General features: G+C 71.2%; 14 protein-coding genes and 2 pseudogenes. 6 read left to right on the forward strand and 10 right to left on the reverse strand.

Annotated elements, in window-relative coordinates:
• Positions 1-53: 53 nt before the first annotated feature.
• On the forward strand, positions 54-1,334 hold the full coding sequence (locus BLW86_RS03615) for a glycoside hydrolase family 6 protein (RefSeq protein WP_093872656.1): 1,281 nt from the start codon (positions 54-56) through the stop codon (positions 1,332-1,334).
• An 82-nt stretch (positions 1,335-1,416) separates the two neighbouring features.
• On the opposite strand, the gene BLW86_RS03620 is transcribed toward BLW86_RS03615, so the two are convergent.
• The gene (locus tag BLW86_RS03620) at positions 1,417-1,941 is read right to left on the reverse strand and encodes a universal stress protein (protein ID WP_093872657.1); all 525 of its coding nucleotides are present in this window, start codon (positions 1,939-1,941) and stop codon (positions 1,417-1,419) included.
• A 5-nt stretch (positions 1,942-1,946) separates the two neighbouring features.
• A complete protein-coding gene (locus BLW86_RS03625; protein WP_093878482.1) occupies positions 1,947-3,206 on the reverse strand; it encodes an SLC13 family permease in 1,260 nt (419 codons plus the stop codon).
• Positions 3,207-3,588: 382 nt separating this feature from the next.
• On the opposite strand from BLW86_RS03625, the gene BLW86_RS03630 reads away from it, so the two are divergent.
• Both BLW86_RS03630 and BLW86_RS03635 read left to right on the forward strand, forming a co-directional pair.
• On the forward strand, positions 3,589-5,736 hold the full coding sequence (locus tag BLW86_RS03630) for a glycoside hydrolase family 9 protein (protein WP_093872658.1): 2,148 nt from the start codon (positions 3,589-3,591) through the stop codon (positions 5,734-5,736).
• 73 nt (positions 5,737-5,809) lie between these two features.
• On the forward strand, positions 5,810-7,150 hold the full coding sequence (locus BLW86_RS03635) for a jacalin-like lectin (protein WP_093872659.1): 1,341 nt from the start codon (positions 5,810-5,812) through the stop codon (positions 7,148-7,150).
• 119 nt (positions 7,151-7,269) lie between these two features.
• On the opposite strand, the pseudogene BLW86_RS03640 reads toward BLW86_RS03635, so the two are convergent.
• From BLW86_RS03640 to BLW86_RS03645, 3 genes and pseudogenes are all read right to left on the reverse strand, one after another.
• Positions 7,270-7,434 (reverse strand): annotated as a pseudogene (locus tag BLW86_RS03640) (pirin family protein); the annotation flags it as partial.
• Between the two features lie 262 nt (positions 7,435-7,696).
• Positions 7,697-7,833: pseudogene (locus BLW86_RS42530) on the reverse strand (IS5/IS1182 family transposase); the annotation flags it as partial.
• Between the two features lie 144 nt (positions 7,834-7,977).
• Positions 7,978-8,586 carry a TetR/AcrR family transcriptional regulator gene (locus BLW86_RS03645; RefSeq protein WP_093872661.1) on the reverse strand — a complete coding sequence of 203 codons (609 nt, stop codon included), beginning with the start codon at positions 8,584-8,586 and terminating at the stop codon, positions 7,978-7,980.
• Positions 8,587-8,823: 237 nt separating this feature from the next.
• On the opposite strand from BLW86_RS03645, the gene BLW86_RS03650 reads away from it, so the two are divergent.
• From BLW86_RS03650 to BLW86_RS03660, 3 genes are read left to right on the forward strand one after another with little or no spacing between them, the layout of a single operon-like run.
• Positions 8,824-9,606 (forward strand): SDR family oxidoreductase, encoded by a 783-nt coding sequence (locus BLW86_RS03650; RefSeq protein ID WP_093872662.1) that lies wholly within the window; start codon positions 8,824-8,826, stop codon positions 9,604-9,606.
• A gap of 28 nt (positions 9,607-9,634) precedes the next feature.
• The gene (locus BLW86_RS03655) at positions 9,635-10,873 is read left to right on the forward strand and encodes an acyl-CoA dehydrogenase family protein (protein WP_093872663.1); all 1,239 of its coding nucleotides are present in this window, start codon (positions 9,635-9,637) and stop codon (positions 10,871-10,873) included.
• Positions 10,873-11,973: a phosphotransferase family protein gene (locus BLW86_RS03660; RefSeq protein WP_256341190.1), complete on the forward strand. Its 1,101-nt coding sequence runs from the start codon at positions 10,873-10,875 to the stop codon at positions 11,971-11,973. The genes BLW86_RS03655 and BLW86_RS03660 overlap by 1 nt, the downstream gene beginning before the upstream one ends.
• Before the next feature lie 98 nt (positions 11,974-12,071).
• Here the strand turns inward: BLW86_RS03660 and BLW86_RS03665 are convergent, their stop codons facing one another.
• The 5 genes from BLW86_RS03665 to BLW86_RS03685 form a co-directional block, all read right to left on the reverse strand.
• Complete coding sequence (locus BLW86_RS03665; protein ID WP_093872665.1) at positions 12,072-13,673, reverse strand: sodium:solute symporter family transporter; 1,602 nt, start codon at positions 13,671-13,673, stop codon at positions 12,072-12,074.
• Entirely contained in the window at positions 13,673-13,903 is a 231-nt protein-coding gene (locus BLW86_RS03670; protein ID WP_093872666.1) for a hypothetical protein, read from the reverse strand. Before BLW86_RS03670 ends, BLW86_RS03665 begins: the two co-directional genes overlap by 1 nt.
• 361 nt (positions 13,904-14,264) lie before the next feature.
• A complete protein-coding gene (locus BLW86_RS03675; protein ID WP_093872667.1) occupies positions 14,265-15,539 on the reverse strand; it encodes an aspartate aminotransferase family protein in 1,275 nt (424 codons plus the stop codon).
• Between the two features lie 107 nt (positions 15,540-15,646).
• Positions 15,647-16,675, reverse strand: coding sequence for a hypothetical protein (locus tag BLW86_RS03680; protein ID WP_093872668.1), 1,029 nt, complete (start codon positions 16,673-16,675; stop codon positions 15,647-15,649).
• 183 nt (positions 16,676-16,858) lie between these two features.
• Complete coding sequence (locus BLW86_RS03685) at positions 16,859-17,725, reverse strand: phytanoyl-CoA dioxygenase family protein (protein WP_093872669.1); 867 nt, start codon at positions 17,723-17,725, stop codon at positions 16,859-16,861.
• Positions 17,726-17,749: the final 24 nt, after the last annotated feature.

Below are 17,749 nucleotides of genomic sequence, written 5' to 3' on the forward strand. Positions count from 1 at the left end.
GGCCACAGGCACCACCGCCCCGCCTCTCCCCGCCCCTTCGACCAGGAGCCTTCATGAAGCCACGCAGCCTACGGCGCCGTGCGACCGCCGCCCTCGCGGCACTCGCGGCCTGTGCCGCCCTCACCGCGACGCAGGGGCAGGCGCAGGCCGCACCCGCCGGGGACATGCTCACCGCGGCCACGAAGTTCTACGTGGACCCGCACAGCAAGGCCGCCGGGCAGGCGCTCACCGACCTCAGGAACGGCGACTTCGCGAACGCCGCGAACATGGCCAAGCTCGCGAGCCGGCCGCAGGCCGAGTGGTTCACCGAGGGCACACCCGACGAGGTCCTGGTCAAGGTGAAGAGCCTCGTCCGCAAGGCCCGTACGGTCGACCGGACCCCCGTACTGGTCGCCTACGACGTGCCGGGCCGGGACTGCACCCAGTACTCCAGCGGCGGTGCCGCGTCCTCCGCCGCCTACCGGCGGTGGATCGACGCCTTCGCCGCCGGGATCGGCGACGACAAGGCGGTCGTCGTGGTCGAGCCCGACGGCCTGGCCCTCCTCCCCCGCGACTGCGGGCCGGCCGCGGACCCGACCGGCGAACTCACGGCGACCCGCATCGCCGATCTCGCATACGCGGTCAAGACCATCAAATCCAAGCCCCGCACCGCGGTCTACCTGGACGCGGGCAACGTCCTGTGGCGGTCCGTCGGCGACATGGCGCGACGGCTGCTCGACGCCGGTGTCCAGTACAGCGACGGCTTCGCCCTCAACGTGTCCAACACCCATCCCACCGACCACAACGCGCGCTACGGCGCCTGGATAGCCAAGTGCATGTGGTTCGCCACCGAAGGGCCCGAGTACGCGCGCGGCCACACCGACTGGTGCGCCACCCAGTACTACTCGCCCGCCGCGCCCAACGACGGCACCCCCGGCAACGCGGTCGATTCCGCCGACCCCGCCACCTGGCGCTGGACCGACGCCTGGTTCGACCAGAGCGTGGGCACCCCGCCGAACGACGCGCTGCACCACTTCGTCATCGACACCAGCCGCAACGGTCTGGGCGCCTGGACCCCGGAGCCCGGCAAGTACACCGGCGACCCGGAGATCTGGTGCAACGCGCCCGGCCGCGGCCTCGGCCCGCGCCCGACCGCCGACACCGGCGTCCCTCTCGTCGACGCCTACCTGTGGATCAAGATCCCCGGCGAGTCCGACGGCAGCTGCACCCGCAACACAGGCGGCACGATCGACCCCGAGTACGGCATCGTCGACCCGCCCGCCGGCACCTGGTGGCCCGAGCAGGCCCACACCCTGGCCCGCAACGCGGTGCCGCGGCTGACCTTCAACCGCTGAGCTCCGCTCATCCCCCGGCCCCGCCGGTGGCCGGCGGCGGTCTCCCTTCCGGTGCCTGGGACGCGCGGTTCCTCGTCGCCCGTCAGTCGGTGTGACGCGGAGGCGGAGGCGGCGGCGGAGTGGGGAGCCCCGGCGGGGGCTCGGGCCAGACGAGCAGCACCGGGCAGGGGGCGTGGTCGACGACGAAGCGTGCGGCGGGGCCGAGGCTGTGCGGTCCGAGATGGGTGCGGTCGCCGTCCCGGGCCAGGATCAGCAGGTCGCTGCCCTCGGCCGCGGCGACGACCTCGCGCTCGACGCGGCCGGTGCGCTCGGTACGCGTGCAGGGGCGGCCCAGGCGGTCGGCGGCGTCCTGGAGCAACTGCCGTGCGGAGGCGGCGGCGAGGTGTTCCAGTCGCGTGCCGGGGTCCCTCCCCCAGCCTTCGGCCGGACGGTGCCCCCCGGGGTGGCCGCGGCCGAGGAGTCCGGCGAAGGCGCCGTGGGCGGCGCCCGGGACGTCGGCGGGGGTGACGTGCAGGAGGACGACGTCGGCGTCCGCCGGGGTGTGCGTGCGGGCGGCGTCCACGCAGGCGCGCCAGGTGCCCTCGACGATCCAGACGACCACGGCCATGGGTGTCAGCCTCCTCCGATGACGGTCAGCGAGAGCCACAGTGCCAGGACTGCGGCGACCAGGCTCGCGGGCACCGCGTACACGCCGAGCCGGGTGAACTCCTTCAGCTCCACCTCACCGTCGTGGGCATGGACGATGCGCCGCCACAACAGGGTGGCCAGCGAGCCGGCGTAGGTGAGGTTGGGGCCGATGTTGACCCCGAGCAGGACGGCGAGGACGGCACCGGGACCTGACGGGGCGGTCAGCGGCAGCAGCACGAGGACCGCGGGCAGGTTGTTGATGACGTTCGCGAGGACGGCGGCCAGTCCGGCGAGGGCGAGCAGTTCCGGCAGTCCCGTGCCCCCGGGGATCAGGTGCCCCAGCGCGTCGTCGAGACCGTTGTCCACCACTGCCAGGACCACGATCCCGAGGGCCAGGACGAAGGCGAGGAAGGGCACGGAGGTGGCACGGACCAGCGCCCGGGGCGTGGTGCGGCGGCGGATGAGGGCCCGTACGGCGAGGGCGAGGGCACCCGACAGGGCCGCCCACGCCGGATCGACGCCGACCACCGAGGTCAGCACGAAGCCGGCGAGCGTGCACCCTACGGTCACCAGGGCGAACAGCGGCAGCGGCGGCGGTTCGACGACGGCGGGGGCCTGCGCTCCGGCGTCCAGGTCGGTGGCGAAGAAGCGTCGGAAGACCAGGTACTCGACGCCGATCGCCACCGCCCACGGCAGGGCCATCAGCGCGGCGAACCGAGTGAAGCTCAAGCCGCTGGCCGTGAAGGCCAGCAGGTTGGTGAGGTTGGAGACGGGCAGCAGCAGGGAGGCGGTGTTCGACAGGTGGGTGCAGGCGTACACGTGTGGCTTCGGACGGGCGCCGATGCGGGCCGCGGTGGCGAACACCACCGGAGTGAGCAGCACCACCGTGGCGTCCAGGCTGAGCACGGCCGTGATCGCCGACGCGGCCAGGAACACCTGGGCAAGGAGACGGCGTGGCCGGCCCGCCGCCGTACGCGCCATCCACGCCCCGCACGCCTGGAACAGCCCCTCGTCGTCGCAGAGCTGAGCCAGCACCAGTACGGCCGCCAGGAAGCCGATCACCGGCCCGAGCCGTTCCGCCTCGGCCAGGGCGTCGTCGAGGGAGATGGCCCCGGTGAGGATCACCAGGGCTGCGGCCGGGACGGCCACGACCGCCTCCGGCCACCCGAAGGGGCGGACGACCGCACAGGCCAGCACGAGAACGAGCAGGGCCGCGGACAGGGTCTCCGCGAGCTGGGGGTTCAGAATCGGGTCCTTCCGTCGCGGCGGTCGGCCGCCTGCGTCATTGCGCCGAACGCTACCCGCACGAGCGTCGCGTCCCGTGGACCGGCCGGACGGCCGACTTCGCGCCACCGTGTCGATCCCGTTGACGGTATGGGCGGGCATCACTAATCTGCGCTCAGATCCCCTCCCCTCGACCGGTGGTCGACGCTCCACCGCTTGGGAGCGCTCCCATCATCAGGGAGGCAAAGGGGGACTGGATTGGCATGCCCAGTTCACGTGGGCACGGTCCTCCAGCGGCGTCCTGGCCGGCCTGAGGCGACCACCTCCGCCTTTCCGGCAGACGGGCCTGCTCACCCCGACCGACTCCCCCTGCTGATCCCCCGACGACACACAGGAGCCGCACATGCCACCCTCTCGTTCGTTACGCCTCTCCACCGCCCTGCTGACGGGCGTCCTCCTCCTCGGCGGTCTCGCGACCGCACCGACCGCGGCGGGCGCCCCCGCCGCGACGGCGGCGACCACGGCCGTACGCGTCAACCAGGTCGGCTACCTGCCCGACGGGCCCAAGCGCGCCACCGTCGTCACCACGGCGACACAGACGCTCACCTGGCAGCTGCGGAACGCGTCCGGCGCCCTGGTCGCCTCCGGCTCGACCGTCCCGCGCGGCGCGGACACCCCCTCCGGGCAGTCCGTCCAGGTGGCCGACTTCTCCTCGTACCGGAACACGGGTTCGGGATACGTCCTGGCCGTGGACGGCAACAGCAGCGCACCCTTCGACATCCGCACGGACCTCTACGACTCCCTGCGTTCCGACTCGATGGCGTTCTTCCACCACCAGCGCAGCGGCATCGCGATCGACGCCTCCCTCGTGGGCTCCGCGTACGCACGCCCGGCCGGGCACCTCGGCGTCGCACCCAACCGGGGCGACACGTCCGTCCCGTGCCAGGCCACCGTGTGCGACTACACGCAGGACGTCAGGGGTGGCTGGTACGACGCGGGCGACCACGGCAAGTACGTGGTCAACGGCGGCATCTCCACCTGGCTGGTCGTCAACTCCTTCGAGCGGGCCAAGCGGGCCGGCAGGGATGCCGCGTTGGGCGACTCGACCCTGCGCGTCCCCGAACGCGGCAACGGAATTCCCGACGTCCTCGACGAGGCGCGGTGGGAGCTCGACTTCCTGATGCGCATGCAGGTGCCCGAAGGCAAGCCGTACGCGGGCATGGCCTTCCACAAGGTCCACGACGCGGCCTGGACCGGCATGCCGCTGCGCCCCGACCAGGACGCGCAGCCCCGCGAGCTGCACCGGCCGTCCACGGCGGCGACCCTCAACCTCGCGGCGGCCGCCGCGCAGTGCGCCCGCGTCTTCCGCCCGTACGACTCCACCTACGCCGACCGCTGCCTGTCCGCCGCCCGGCGCGCCTGGACCGCGGCGCAGGCCAACCCGGCCCTGTACGCGCCTGCTACGGACAGCACGGGCGGCGGGGCCTACGAGGACGCCCGGGTCACCGACGAGTTCTACTGGGCGGCCGCCGAGCTGTACGCGGCGACCGGCGAGAGCGCCTACCGGGACGCGGTCACCTCCTCGTCCTGGCACACCTCGGCCGACGCGTTCAGCCCGTACGGCTTCGGCTGGGCGGACACGGCCGCGCTCGGCCGGCTCGTCCTGGCCACCGTACCCAACGGCCTGCCCGCCTCCGACCTGGCCCGGATCAGGGCCTCGGTGACCGCGGCCGCCGACGGCCATCTGTCCCGGATGGCCGCCCAGGGCTACGCCGTACCCGTCCCGGCGGACGGATACTTCTGGGGCTCGAACGGCGAGGTCGCCGACGACGCGATCGTCATGGCCGTCGCCGGCGAGCTGACGGGCGACGGGCGCTATCGCGCCGGCGCGCTGGAGACCATGGACTACCTGCTCGGCCGCAACGCCCTCGGCGTGTCGTACGTGACCGGCCACGGCGAGACGTCCTCGCAGAACCAGCACCACCGCTTCTGGGCACACCAGCTGGACGCCTCCCTGCCCCACCCGCCGGCCGGGTCGCTCGCGGGCGGTCCCAACAGCGCGCTGCAGGACCCGGTCGCACAGGAGAAGCTTGCCGGCTGCGCCCCCGCCGCCTGCTACATCGACCACATCGACTCGTACTCGACCAACGAGGTGGCGGTCAACTGGAACGCCCCGCTGGCCTGGCTCGCCGCCTACGCCGCCGAGCGGACCTCCACCGGCGGCGAACCGCCCACCGCTGCCTGCGCGGTGACGTACACGGTGAACAACGTCTGGAACACCGGCTTCACCGCGACCGTCACCGTCAGGAACACCGGCCCGACGGCCGTGGACGGCTGGCAGCTGGCCTGGTCCTACCCGGGCGGCCAGCGCGTCACGAGCGCCTGGAACGCCACCGTCGCCCAGAACGGCACCACCGTCAGCGCCCGCGCCGCCGACTGGAACCGGGCGATCGCCCCCGGTGCGACCGCAAGCTTCGGAGTACAGGGCACCCACACAGGCTCGAACCCCTCCCCCACGGCCTTCACGCTCAACGGAAGTGCCTGCGCCTGATCCACGGCCGGCCGGGGCCGGGTGGAAGCGTCCGCCCGGCCCCGGCCGGAACCCCCACCACCAGGAGCCTCCCATGCGCCGACTCCTCGCCTGCCTGACGGCGGCGGCAGCCGCACTCGCCGGACTCACCGCGACGGCGCCACCGGCGACGGCCGCCGACTCGGGCACGTTCAGCGTGCTCACGTACAACGTGGCCGGTCTGCCCGAGAGCCTCTCCAGCGCCCCGACACCACGCGAACCCGCCACGACGGAGATCGGCCGGCGGATCGCGCCGTACGACATCGTCCACGTCCAGGAGGACTTCAACCACCACGCCCGCCTCTACGCCGGCGACACCGCCCACCCGTACCGCACCCCCACCAGCGGCGGGGCGGGCATCGGCAGCGGCCTCAACACGCTGTCGAAGTCCCCCTACGACGCGGACGACTTCGAGCGGGCCCGCTGGAACTCCTGCCAGTACGACTCCGGCGACTGCCTGACCCCCAAGGGCTTCACCTTCGCCCGGCAGCGCCTCGCCGAGGGCGTGTACGTCGACTTCTACAACCTCCACACCAACGCGGGCACGAGCGCCGGGGACCTGGCGGCACGTGCCGACAACCTGAACCAGCTCACCGCCTTCATCACGACCCACTCGGCCGGCAACGCCGTCGTCGTCATGGGCGACACCAACACCCGCTACACCCGCACCGGCGACACCATCGCCGAGTTCGCCGCCGCCAACCGCCTCACCGACCCCTGGGTGGAACTGATCCGCGGCGGCACACCGCCCGCCAAAGGCAGCGACCCCCTGGTCTGCGACCAGACCCGGCCGACCGTGCCCGACACCTGCGAGCTCGTGGACAAGGTCCTCTACCGCGGCAGCGCCCTCGTCTCCCTGAACGCCACCTCCTACGACAACGAGCACGCCGCGTTCCTCACCGGCGACGGACTCATGCTCTCCGACCACGACCCGGTCGCGGTCGGCTTCTCCTGGTCGCGCAACCCGGCCTTCCAGCTGAGCGAGCAGTTCGGCGGACCGCACGGCGACCACTTCGACGACATCGACCGCGTCCCCACGGGCGCACGGGCCACCACCATCGCGCTGAGCGCCGGCTCCCGGATCGACCGGCTCGCCCTCACCCTCGACAACGGCACCACGCTCACCCACGGAGGCACCGGAGGCACCACGGCCTCCCTCACGCTCGGCAGCGGGGAGTACGTCACGGCCGCGCACCTGTGCCGAGCCCAGAAGGACGGCCGTACCCGGATCTTCCACACCAGGTTCACCACGAACCTGGGCCGCACCCTCGCCGGCGGCACACCGACCGCCGACTGCGTCACCCACACCGCTCCCCCGGGCCGGCAGATCACCGGCTTCCACGGCCGCGCGGGCGACGAGATCGACAAGATCGGCTTCATCCACACGTGGCGCTGACGTCCGCGATCTCTCCCGCCGGCCGTTCGTGACGCCGGCATCCCGACGACCGGAACCGCCGCGGCCGGCCACCCCTGCGGCTGCATACCCGGCTATCGAGGCGGGGGAAAAGAACCAGGTCAGCGCACGCGGCCCCGGGCCTTGAGCTGGGTCGGGGGGACCTCCGGGGCGTCCAGCCGGTCGCCGGCGTAGCCCTTGACCTCGCCGAAGCGGTCGCCCGTCATCCAGTCCTCGCGGGCCTTGCGGATCTCCTCGTCCGTGCGGCCCACGAAGTTCCACCACAACTCGCACCCTGGTGGCGTTTGCACAGGTCAACGGCTCATTGACTGGCTGAAGGTCAGCAAAGTGTCAGCATCAGCACTTTGATGCTCCCGCGGTCGTCCGTCCTGGGCAGCAGGTAAGCACAGTCAGAACGGTGGACGCAGGTAGCACGGGCGGCCGTCGCCGTCGCGGCCACCAGGGAACGACGCCGCCGACACACGCCTCGGCGAACGCTCGCACCCTCGTGGCCACCCTCTGGCCGACGGCAGTCCGGGGTGGCCGTCCTCCGGGCAGCCCCAACGACGCACCTGGCAGCTGCTGCCAGGTGCAGCCGAGGTGGCCACGGGCACGATCGCGGCCGACACCTCCCGGTCTCCGCGACAGCGCCGGCCACCACACTGGGGCCGCAAGGGCGCCTCTGGCTGACCCTCGGAGGGGCCGCAACAGCAGCCGCCCGATGCGGTTTGGCGCAGTCACCGACGGCGTCGTAGGTGCCGCAGGTCGGCGCTGCCCGGGAATCCCTGCCCACCGGGCGGGACGGGCGTCGGGCTTCGTACGGGCGCCGGTCAGACCGCGCCCACCATCATGCGCGTCATGGCGCAGTAGCGCTCCGCCAGTTGCTGCGGGGTGTACTCGCCCTCGGGCCGGTACCACTGGGAGACGCCGGTGCACATGGTCACGACCGCCCTGCTGACCTCGCGCGGGTATTCGGTCGTGAATTCCTTCCGCGCGACGCCGTCCTGGAGCACCTGGTCCATCAGACGCTGCTGACGGTCGCGGGCGCCGATGTAGGTGTCGCGCACCTCCCCGGCGAGGCTGCGGATCTCGCTGTAGGCGATGAACGCGAGATCCCGCCGGTAGGCGTGGAACAGCACGAGGCACTCCACGAGCAGGTCGAGCCGTCGCCGGACGTCGGAGCCGGCTTCCTCCAGGGCTGCGGTGCTGCGCTCCCACAGGTCGTCCATGGCATGCGAGACGATCGCGACCAGCAGGTCCTGCTTCGCCGGGTAGTGGTGGTAAAGACCCGGTACCGAGAGTTCCGCGCGCGCGGCCACTTCCCGGACCGTGGTCCCGTGGTAGCCGTGCTCCATGAAGCACGCCAGCGCGCTCATGAGGATCGGCGGCAGTCCGCTGCCCAGGTACGACCTCCAGTCCGCTCTGACCTCGGCGTCCATCACAGCCCTCTCCTTCCCCCGGATCCCGATCGCGTCGGCACAGTATGCAGCGCCGCCCCGCCCTGTCCGACAGCAGCCCTCTTGACATACCCCCGGCGCTTCCCTTCACTTTACCGAACGGCCGCTCGGTAACCGAGCGGCCGCTCGGTACGTCCGCCTGTGAGGGTCTCGGAGACCTCACGGCGGCGTTCGGCATCGTCGGCCTTTCGGTCCGGCACCCCCTCGAAGGACTGATTCATGAGCGAAAACCACACCGGCCAGGGCCGTTTCTCGGGCCGCACCGCCATCGTGACCGGCGCGAGCCGGGGCATCGGTCTCGCCGTCGCCGAGCGGCTCGTCGCCGAAGGGGCGCGTGTGTGTCTCACCGCGCGCAAGGCCGGACCGCTCGAGGAGGCCGCGGCTTCGCTGCCCCGGGGCAGCGTCATCACGGTTGCCGGGAAGGCCGACGATCCGGACCACCGCCGCGAGGTCTTCGACACCGTCGCGCGCGAGTTCGGCGGGCTCGACGTCCTGGTGAACAACGCGGGCATCAACCCGGCGTACGGCCCCGTCGTCGGCCTGGACCTCGATGTCGCCCGCAAGGTGCTTGAGGTCAACGTCCTCGCCACCCTCGCCTGGGTCCAGGACGCGGTGGCCCACCCGAAGCTCGGTTTCACCGAGCGCCACGGCACCGTCGTGAACCTCTCCTCGGTGACCGGCGACACCCCCGCACCCGGCATCGGCCTCTACGGCGTGAGCAAGGCGGCGGTGTCCCACCTGACCAGGACCCTGGCCGTCGAACTCGGCCCGGAGATCCGGGTCAACGCCGTGGCTCCCGCGGTGGTGAAGACGCGGTTCGCCGAAGCCCTCTACGAGGGCAAGGAGGCCGAGGTCGCCGAGGACTATCCCCTGCGGCGCCTGGGCGTCCCTTCGGACATCGCCTCCGCCGTCGCCTACCTGGCCTCGACGGACTCCTCCTGGGTCACCGGCCACGTTCTCACCGTCGACGGCGGCCTCACGGTCGCCGGCGGCACCGCGTGACGACCCGCCAACCCCCGAAAGGACTGTCATGACCTTCACCCACCTTCCCCCCGAGGTGGCGGAGCTGCGTGAGCGCACCCGCCGGTTCATCCGCGAGGTCGTCGTCGACTCCGAGCCCGCGCCGGGCGGACGTCTCGACCAGGTCACCCGTGACCGGCTGCAGGCGGTGGCGAAGGAGGCCGGCGTCTTCGCGCCGCTCGTGCCGAAGGAGTACGGCGGGCAGGGCCTGTCCATCGAGTACTGGTCGCCGATCCTCCAGGAAGCCGGGTACTCGCCGATCGGCCCCAGCGCGCTCAACTGCATGGCCCCCGACGAGGGGAACATGCACATGCTCAACCTGATCGCGACCGAAGAGCAGAAGAAGCGCTATCTCGCGCCTCTGGCCGCGGGGGACGTACGGTCGTGCTTCGGCATGACCGAGCCCCACCCCGGAGCCGGATCCGACCCGGCGGCACTGCGGACCACGGCCGTGCGCACCGCGGGCGGCTGGATCATCGACGGCCACAAGCGGTTCACCAGCGGCGCCGTCGGCGCCGGCTTCTGCATCGTGATGGCACGGACCCCGGCGCTGGACGGCTCCCCGGAGGGGGCCACCATGTTCCTCGTCGACATGACCAACCCCGGCATCCGGATCGGCGAGGCGATCCACACCGTCGACCGCTCCATCGACGGCGGCCACCCGCACCTGTACATCGAGAACTGCTTCGTCCCCGACGAAGCCGTACTCGGCGAGGTGGGGCTCGGCTTCCGCTACGCCCAGGTCCGGCTCGGACCGGCCCGTCTCACCCACTGCATGCGATGGCTGGGACTGGCGCGGCGGGCACACGACATCGCGCTGGACCGGGCCGGGAAGCGGGAGCTGTTCGGCGGTCCGATCGACTCCCTCGGCCTGGCCCAGCACCTGATCGCCGAGTCCGTGATCGACATCGAGACCTCCGACGCGATCATCACGAAGACGGCGGCGCTGCTGCACAGCGATCCGAAGGCGGGGTCCGCGATGTCGTCGATCGCGAAGGTCCACTGCTCCGAGGCGATCTTCCGGGTGATCGACCGCGCCATCCAGATCTGCGGCGGAGACGGAGTCTCCGACGGGCTCCCGCTGGCGCAGTACCTCAACGAGGTCCGCCCGTTCCGCATCTACGACGGCTCCAACGAGACCCACCGGTGGGCCATCGCCCGCCGGGCCTCGGCCGGCCGCGCCGCCGCGGTCCGCGCCGGTGAGCCGTACCGGGGCGACGCCGTCGTCGGCCGGGACGGGGGCGCGTGATGGACACCGTCCCTGATGGCGTGGAGGTCGTCGCGAGCTGGGAGAGGGCTCGTCACCTCGACAGTCCTCCGTTCCTGGTCCTCGACGCGGTCACCGGCTTCCTCGACGCACACGGGATCGGCAGCGGCCCGCTCGCGTGGCAGCGCATCGGCGACGGCCAGTCCAACGTCACCTATCTGATCGAACGGGGTGGTGAGTGCGTCGTCCTGCGCCGTGGCCCGCGGCCGCCGCTGCCGAAGTCGACGCACGACATGGTGCGCGAGGCCCGCATCCAGAAGGTCCTCGGCGGGCACGGGGTGCCGGTGCCGGAGATCCTCGCGGTCTGCGAGGACGAGTCGCTTCTGGGGGTGCCGTTCTACCTCATGTCCCGGCTCGACGGGACGGTCGTCACCGACACGATCCCGGCCCACCTCTCCCCCGCCGAACAGCGTCGGGCCACCAGTGAGGCGGTCGTCGACACCCTCGTCGCCCTGCACGGCATCGACGTGACCGGAGGGGAACTCGCCACCCTGGGCTCCCCCGAGGGATACCTCGGTCGCCAGGTCGACCGGTTCCGCGGACTGTGGGAGGTCAACACCACCCGCGGCCTGCCCGCGGTGGAGCGCATCGCGGACTGGCTCGTACGCAACCTGCCGGCGAGCCAGGCGGCCTCGGTGGTGCACGGCGACTACCGCATGGGCAACCTCATGTTCGCCCCACAGGCGCCCGCGAAGGTCCTCGCGATCCTGGACTGGGAGATGGCCACCCTCGGTGACCCACTGGCGGACCTGGGGTACCTCACCGCCACCTACTCCGAGGCGGGCCGCCCCACCACCCCGCTCGAACTCACCAAGGTGACCCGCTCGCCCGGCTACCTCACCCAGCGCCAGCTGGCAGAGCGCTACCAGCACCACACGGGCCTAGATCTGACGTCGCTGCCGTGGTACCAGACCCTCGCGCTGTGGAAGGCGGCGATCTTCTGCGAGGCCATCTACACCCGCTGGCGGCGTGGTGAGCGCCCCCACGACACGGCCTTCGGGCCCTCGCTCGAGACGGGTGTCCCCCGTCTGCTGGAGCGGGCCGGGCAGTACGCCAGCCTGACGGCGACCGGTCGCCGCTGACAGCCGACGGTGCCGGCCCCTCCTCGTTGCCGATGGTGGCGAGGCCTCCCTCACGGAGGCCTCGCCACCATCGAGTTCGGGGTCGGCGCCCCGCGGACTCAGCCGGTGACACCACTCCGTTCGGTTCGCCGGATCCGGGCGGTCCGCCTCCACGGACGCGCGCTGCCGAGCCATCCCAGGAGGAAGGCCGCCGGGACGGAGACCACCCCCGGAGTGTCGAACGGGAACAGGTCGAAGTCCTCCTGGGGCAGGAGCGCGTAGACCGTCCCGGAAACACCGGGGGAGAAAAGGGTCAGGAGTATGCAGAGGGACAGCCCTCCGTACACCTGCCACAGAAGCCCTCGCCGGTTGAAGCCGGTCCAGAGAAAGGAGTAGACGAGCGCGGGGAACACGCACGAGGCCGCGACGCTCATGGAGAAGGCGAGGAGGAACTCGATCGGGTAGCGGTGTGCGGCGACGGTGAGGACCAGACTCACCGCGCAGAGCGCGACGACGGAGAGCCGCAGGACTCCCAGCTCTCCGATGACGCTCCTGGAACGGTCCTTCCGTCCGAACAGGTCGCGGGCCATGGAGACGCCGGCGGCGAAGGTCACGCCGGCCACGGCTGTGAGCACGGCGAGGAAGGCGACGCAGGCCACGAGGGTGATGAGGACGACCCGGCCCGTGGAGTGGTGGGGCAGGACGCTCGATGCCAGCAGGAACAGGGCTCCCTGTCCCTTCGCGTCGACCGCCCCGATCTGTCCGCTGCCCACCACCGCGGCCGCGGCGAAGCCCGTCGTGATCAGGAGCAGGAAGAAGAGACCGCTCAGTCCTACGGCGATGCTCATGGAGCGCCGGGCGGCGGGCACGTCCCGGCCGGCGCTGACGCGCAGGATCAGGTGGGGCATCATCGCGGTGCCGAGGATGACGACGATGTGGTCGCTGATCGCGCTGAGCGGCCCGAGACCCGTGGCGTGCGCCCACAACCCCGGACTGAGGTACGCGTGCGGGGACGTGCTCTTGTGCACGGCGGCCGAGAGCAGGTCTCCGGGACTCCAGGCGAAGACGCGGAGCGCCAGCAGGGTCACCACGGCGAGCGTCGCCAGGGCCACGGGCACCTTGACGACCTGCACGAAGCTGGCGCCGCGCAGATCGGCCACGCCGGCGAAGCATGTGATGAGGCATCCCATCATGACCGTGCACACCACCTGGGCCGTCTCACTCGGCATGCCGATCAGCAGAGCCGTGGTGACGCCGCCGGCCCGCAGTTGGACCATGAGCAGAGGGATGGCGATGCACAGGGTGACCACCGCGCCCGCCGTCCGCGCACCGGGCCCCTCGACACGCAGGGAGAACAGCTGTCCGAGGGTGTAGCGGCCGGTGCTGCGGATCCTCGGGACGAGGAGCAGGAAGACGCCGAGGGCGATGGCGCTGTCGACGGCGATCGAGACCCCGTCATAACCGAAGAGGGAGATCGATCCCGGCAGCGTGACCAGGATGACGACCGTGATCTGTTCGCCGGCCATGGCGACGCCGTTGAAGACGGGGGTGAGGGACCGGTCGGCGACGTAGAGACCTTCCAGGTCGTCGCCCTGGGTGGCGAGGGTGAAGACCCACAGAAGGCAGATGCCGATGAAGACGAGGAACGCGCTGATCACGGCGCTCCTTGCCTCGGAACCGATCGGGTCGAGCGAGCCGGCGCCCAGGAGGTAGGGGGTCATCACGCGCCCCTGGCCGTATGAGAGGCGGCGGTCGTCGCCGACGCCGATGTGCAGGAGGACGCGGTCCGGTGCTCGTACCAGCACGTCCCGCCGACGAGGGCGGCGAGCTGTACGAATGCCCATCCGAGGCCGAGCGTGAGGCGTCCGTACACGGCGGTCGCTCCGAGGGTCGTGGAGCAGGAGAGCAGGACGCCGACGGCGAGCGGCAGCGCGTTGATCGTGACCAGCATCCGCGTGTCACCGGGGGACGAGTGGGGCGCCGGCGTGGGAAGCCCCCGTCGCGGGACGGGGGGCCGGGAGGAAACGGAGGGCACGGGACCTCTCTCCGGAAGAAGGAAGACGGCCACGGCGCACGGGGGTGGAGAGCGGTCGCAGCCGTCGGGGACGGGCGACAGGAGTCGGTCGGCTGCGGCCCACACCGATCGGGAGGGGGGCGGCCTGATGCCGAGGCGCCGGTCTGGCGTCACAACGGCAATTGATGAGGGTGGGTTGCCTTACGGCGTGGCCCAGAAGGCCGGGTACAGGCGTGTGAGACGCCGGGCGCGCGGAGTGTCGGTCAGGATGTCGGCGCCACCGGGCAGCGTCCGGCGGTCAGCCCGCTGCGGGCCCCCGCAGCTGACGCAGAACCTTCTCGAGGGCGTCGGCGGTGGCGTCGATGTCCGTCCGGCGGTGCGCAGTGCTGAGGAAGATCTTGCCCGAAGGCATGAACACCACGCCGTGGGCGAGCATCCCACCCAGAATCTGCGGCCAGGGACCGCCGGTGCCGTGCAGGCCGGTGGCATCGAGGTCCGGGACGAACTGGAGCAGAGAACCGACGCGGTTGAGACGGGCGGGTTGGGGCGCGGAGGCCAGCAGGTCCCCGATCACGAGCTCGAACTGGGCGGAGACGCTTTCCAGCGTTTCATAGACGGAAGGGTCCTCGAGTGCTCCCATGGTCGCCTGTACGGCGGCCAGCGCGACGGGGTTTCCGTTGAACGTCCCGGCGTGGACCACGCCGTCGGTCACCTGGTCGATCAGGTCCGCTCGGCCGACGACGGCGCTCTGGGTGAAACCGCCGGCCATGGCCTTGCCGAAGACGGAGAGGTCGGGGTGCACCCCGAAGAATTCGGCCGCGCCACCCCGGGCGATCCTGAAGCCGGCGATCACCTCGTCGTAGATGAGCACCACCCCGTGCTGGTCGCAACGGGATCGCAGGGTCTGCAGGAATTCCTGCGAGGGCGCTTCGACGCCGGCGTTGCTCATGATCGGGTCGATGAGCACGGCGGCGATGTCCCGTTCGACGGCGTCCGCGAGAATGCGTTCGATCATCTCCACGTCGTTGAACCGCGCCACCACGAGGTCGTCGAGTGCACTCGGGCTCTGCCCCCTGCTCGCGGGCACCGCGACCTCACCCGTGTCGGCGTCGCTCAAACCGGCGTACACGGTGTCGTGCCATCCGTGGTAGCTCTTGGCGAACTTCACCACCCGCCGGCGCCCCGTGGCCGCCCGCGCCAGGCGCAGTGCGACCTGAACCGCTTCGGTCCCGGTGTTGCTCCAGAGCAGGCGTTCGCCGTGCGGGACGGATTGGAGAACCGCCTCCGCCGCCGCGTACTCGAGGACGTGGCCGGTGCCGACGACCTGCATCCGCGAGACGACGTCGAGTACCGCGTCCACGATGCGGGGGTCGCCGTGTCCGAGGACGAGGGGACCCCACGCCATGACGTAGTCGATGTAACGGTCGCCGTCCAGGTCCCAGACGTGGGCTCCTCGCGCCTCGCTCACGAAGAGCGGATGGGGCTGCATGGCCGCGCGGAGGCCGGAGCCCACCCCTGCTCCCACACTGCGCCGGGCCCGCTCGAAGGCGATGCGCGATGACTCCAGGCCCATTCGATGTTCCTTCCTTCTCGGTCACCGGGGAACCGGCCGCCCAGGAAGGCGGCCGGTTCCCCGGTGTCTGTCTGACGCCCGGTACCGGGCGAGGTGTCGCGGGTGCCTCAGGGCGCGACGCGGGCGCCCTTGCTGGCCAGGGCGCCCACCGGCAGGTCCTCGACGGTGCGGAAGCCCGGTTCCGCCTCGACGACCGCGGTCACGGCGTTCGATGCCATGGCCACAGTGGAAAGGAAGCTCTCGAACCCGCCGGGCACGACGACTTCGATCGTCTGCTCGCGACCGACGAGCAGGAGTCCGTCACCGCGTTCGACGGCGTCCGCCGGGTCGAAGATGCCGAACCGGGTGGCCAGTTCGATGACCGCCTTCCCCTGCACCAGTCCACGAGCCCGGTGCAGGACGCTCGTCACGGTTCCCGCGGGGATGACGGCGTGTTGCCCCCTGCGTTCCGTCTCCGCGATCAGGTCTCGCTCGACGGTGTCGACCTCGATCGAGTCGAGATCCCATTCCAGTCCACGGGCCAGGGCACTGATGCTCTGCGCGAAGCCGACGTGCCCCATGACACGACCCGCATCGCGCTCGGCGTCGAACTCGGCCGGCATGAGACCCAGCCCGAACTTCCTCAGGATCGCGCCGTAGCGCCTCATGTCCGCCGTACGCCGCACGGACACACGATCCACGCCGAGCGTGAGGCCGCTCAGCACCAGCGGAAGCGTGTCCATGAGCATCCCCGGGTTGCAGCCGGTGCCCAGTACGGAGACGCCGTGTTCGCGCGCGAGCCGATCCAGGCGAGCCACAGCCTGCGCGTGGCTCCGGGTCGGATCCCTCAGCTCCTCGCAGATCGACACGACGTTCGTCCCCCGTTCGATGAGGGCGGTGAGCGTCGGTTCTATCGCGTCCACCCAGGACGACGTGGCGACGACGGCCACGTCGGCAGGCAGCAGCTCCGCGACGGAAGCGACCACGGGGACACTCGGCGCACCGGCGACGAAGTCGGAGAGGGGCACTCCGGCCTTGTCCGCCCCGATGTCCAGCGCACCCAGGAGTGCGCAGTCGCGTCGGCTCACCAGCGACTCGGCGATGGCGATGCCCGTGGCTCCGAGTCCGACGAGAATGACACCGGTCGGCTTGGTCATGTTCGAGTGCCTCCTTCAGCACACGCGGGACGGTGGCACCGAATCCGGCGTCCCGTGGATCGATGAGCGGGAACGAGGGCCAGACCTGGACGACGTCCCGCAGAAGGCCCGTGGAGGGCTCTCTGCGGGACGTCTCGCTCACGGGGCGCCGACGACGAGGCCGCGCGAGCTGGTCAGGTCGGCTCAGAGGCCGAGGTAGTCGCCCAGGTCGGCGTAGTCGACCTGCCACAGGCCGGGAGAGCCCGTCGGGTACTGGGAGCGGAAGCCGAGCATGCGCTGGACACGCGGGGAGAGCGTCTTGGCGAGCTCCTTGTCGACCAGGAAGGGGTACGCCTCCTCGCCGGTGAGGAAGCCCGCGTTGAAGGCGAAGGCCAGGCCCCGCCGGTACTCGTCGCCGGTCCGGTTCGCCCCACCGCCGTGCGCGACCTTGCCGCTGATCAGCAGGACGTCTCCGGCGTTCATGACCGCGGGAATCGTCTGCTCGGGAGTCCCCCGGTCCTCGAAGTCGCTCCAGTGGTTGCTTCCGGGGATGACGCGGGTGGCGCCGTTCTCCTCCGTGAAGTCGGTCAGGGCGACCAGGAAGTTGATGGTGACCTCCGGGCCGCTGGGTCCCATCCCGATGAACGGGAACCAGTTCTCCAGGTCGCGGTGCAGCATCTGCGCCTGGCTGTCGGGGCCGATCTCGATGACCTGTGCGGTGGTCATCCAGTACGTGCCCGACTCCTGGAGGAAGACCAGGTCGCTGATCTCGTGGACCAGGGGGTGGTCGATGACCTCGCTGCGGAACGTGGCGCTGTGCGTCACCAGGTTCGTGAGTCGCTTGGTGTTGTTGCCGTGGAACGCGGCCACGATCTCGTTCTCGTGGGTCGAACCCGGGTTGATCGCCTGCAGCGGCGACTCGATCTCGGAGTTGAAGCGGGTGATCTGCTCCTGCGTCAGGAAGCCCTTGATGATGACGCCGCCGTCCCGGGTCACGATCTTGAGGATCTCCTCCGCCGGCGTGTCGTTCGCCACCGATGTCAGCGCCTGAGCCTTCTTCTGTGTGGTCATGCGAATTCTCTCTCTATCCGAATC

Source organism: Streptomyces sp. TLI_105 (assembly GCF_900105415.1).
In the GTDB taxonomy this organism is placed as follows: Bacteria; Actinomycetota; Actinomycetes; order Streptomycetales; family Streptomycetaceae; genus Streptomyces.

Coding starts and splice junctions, on each gene's coding strand:
- BLW86_RS03620 (WP_093872657.1), bottom strand. CDS start 1,941: ATGGCCGTGGTCGTCTGGATCGTCGAGGGCACCTGGCGCGCCTGCGTG.
- BLW86_RS03665 (WP_093872665.1), bottom strand. CDS start 13,673: ATGACCCCCTACCTCCTGGGCGCCGGCTCGCTCGACCCGATCGGTTCC.
- BLW86_RS03630 (WP_093872658.1), top strand. CDS start 3,589: ATGCCACCCTCTCGTTCGTTACGCCTCTCCACCGCCCTGCTGACGGGC.
- BLW86_RS03655 (WP_093872663.1), top strand. CDS start 9,635: ATGACCTTCACCCACCTTCCCCCCGAGGTGGCGGAGCTGCGTGAGCGC.
- BLW86_RS03615 (WP_093872656.1), top strand. CDS start 54: ATGAAGCCACGCAGCCTACGGCGCCGTGCGACCGCCGCCCTCGCGGCA.
- BLW86_RS03635 (WP_093872659.1), top strand. CDS start 5,810: ATGCGCCGACTCCTCGCCTGCCTGACGGCGGCGGCAGCCGCACTCGCC.
- BLW86_RS03650 (WP_093872662.1), top strand. CDS start 8,824: ATGAGCGAAAACCACACCGGCCAGGGCCGTTTCTCGGGCCGCACCGCC.
- BLW86_RS03660 (WP_256341190.1), top strand. CDS start 10,873: ATGGACACCGTCCCTGATGGCGTGGAGGTCGTCGCGAGCTGGGAGAGG.
- BLW86_RS03670 (WP_093872666.1), bottom strand. CDS start 13,903: ATGCTGGTCACGATCAACGCGCTGCCGCTCGCCGTCGGCGTCCTGCTC.
- BLW86_RS03680 (WP_093872668.1), bottom strand. CDS start 16,675: ATGACCAAGCCGACCGGTGTCATTCTCGTCGGACTCGGAGCCACGGGC.
- BLW86_RS03685 (WP_093872669.1), bottom strand. CDS start 17,725: ATGACCACACAGAAGAAGGCTCAGGCGCTGACATCGGTGGCGAACGAC.
- BLW86_RS03645 (WP_093872661.1), bottom strand. CDS start 8,586: ATGGACGCCGAGGTCAGAGCGGACTGGAGGTCGTACCTGGGCAGCGGA.
- BLW86_RS03675 (WP_093872667.1), bottom strand. CDS start 15,539: ATGGGCCTGGAGTCATCGCGCATCGCCTTCGAGCGGGCCCGGCGCAGT.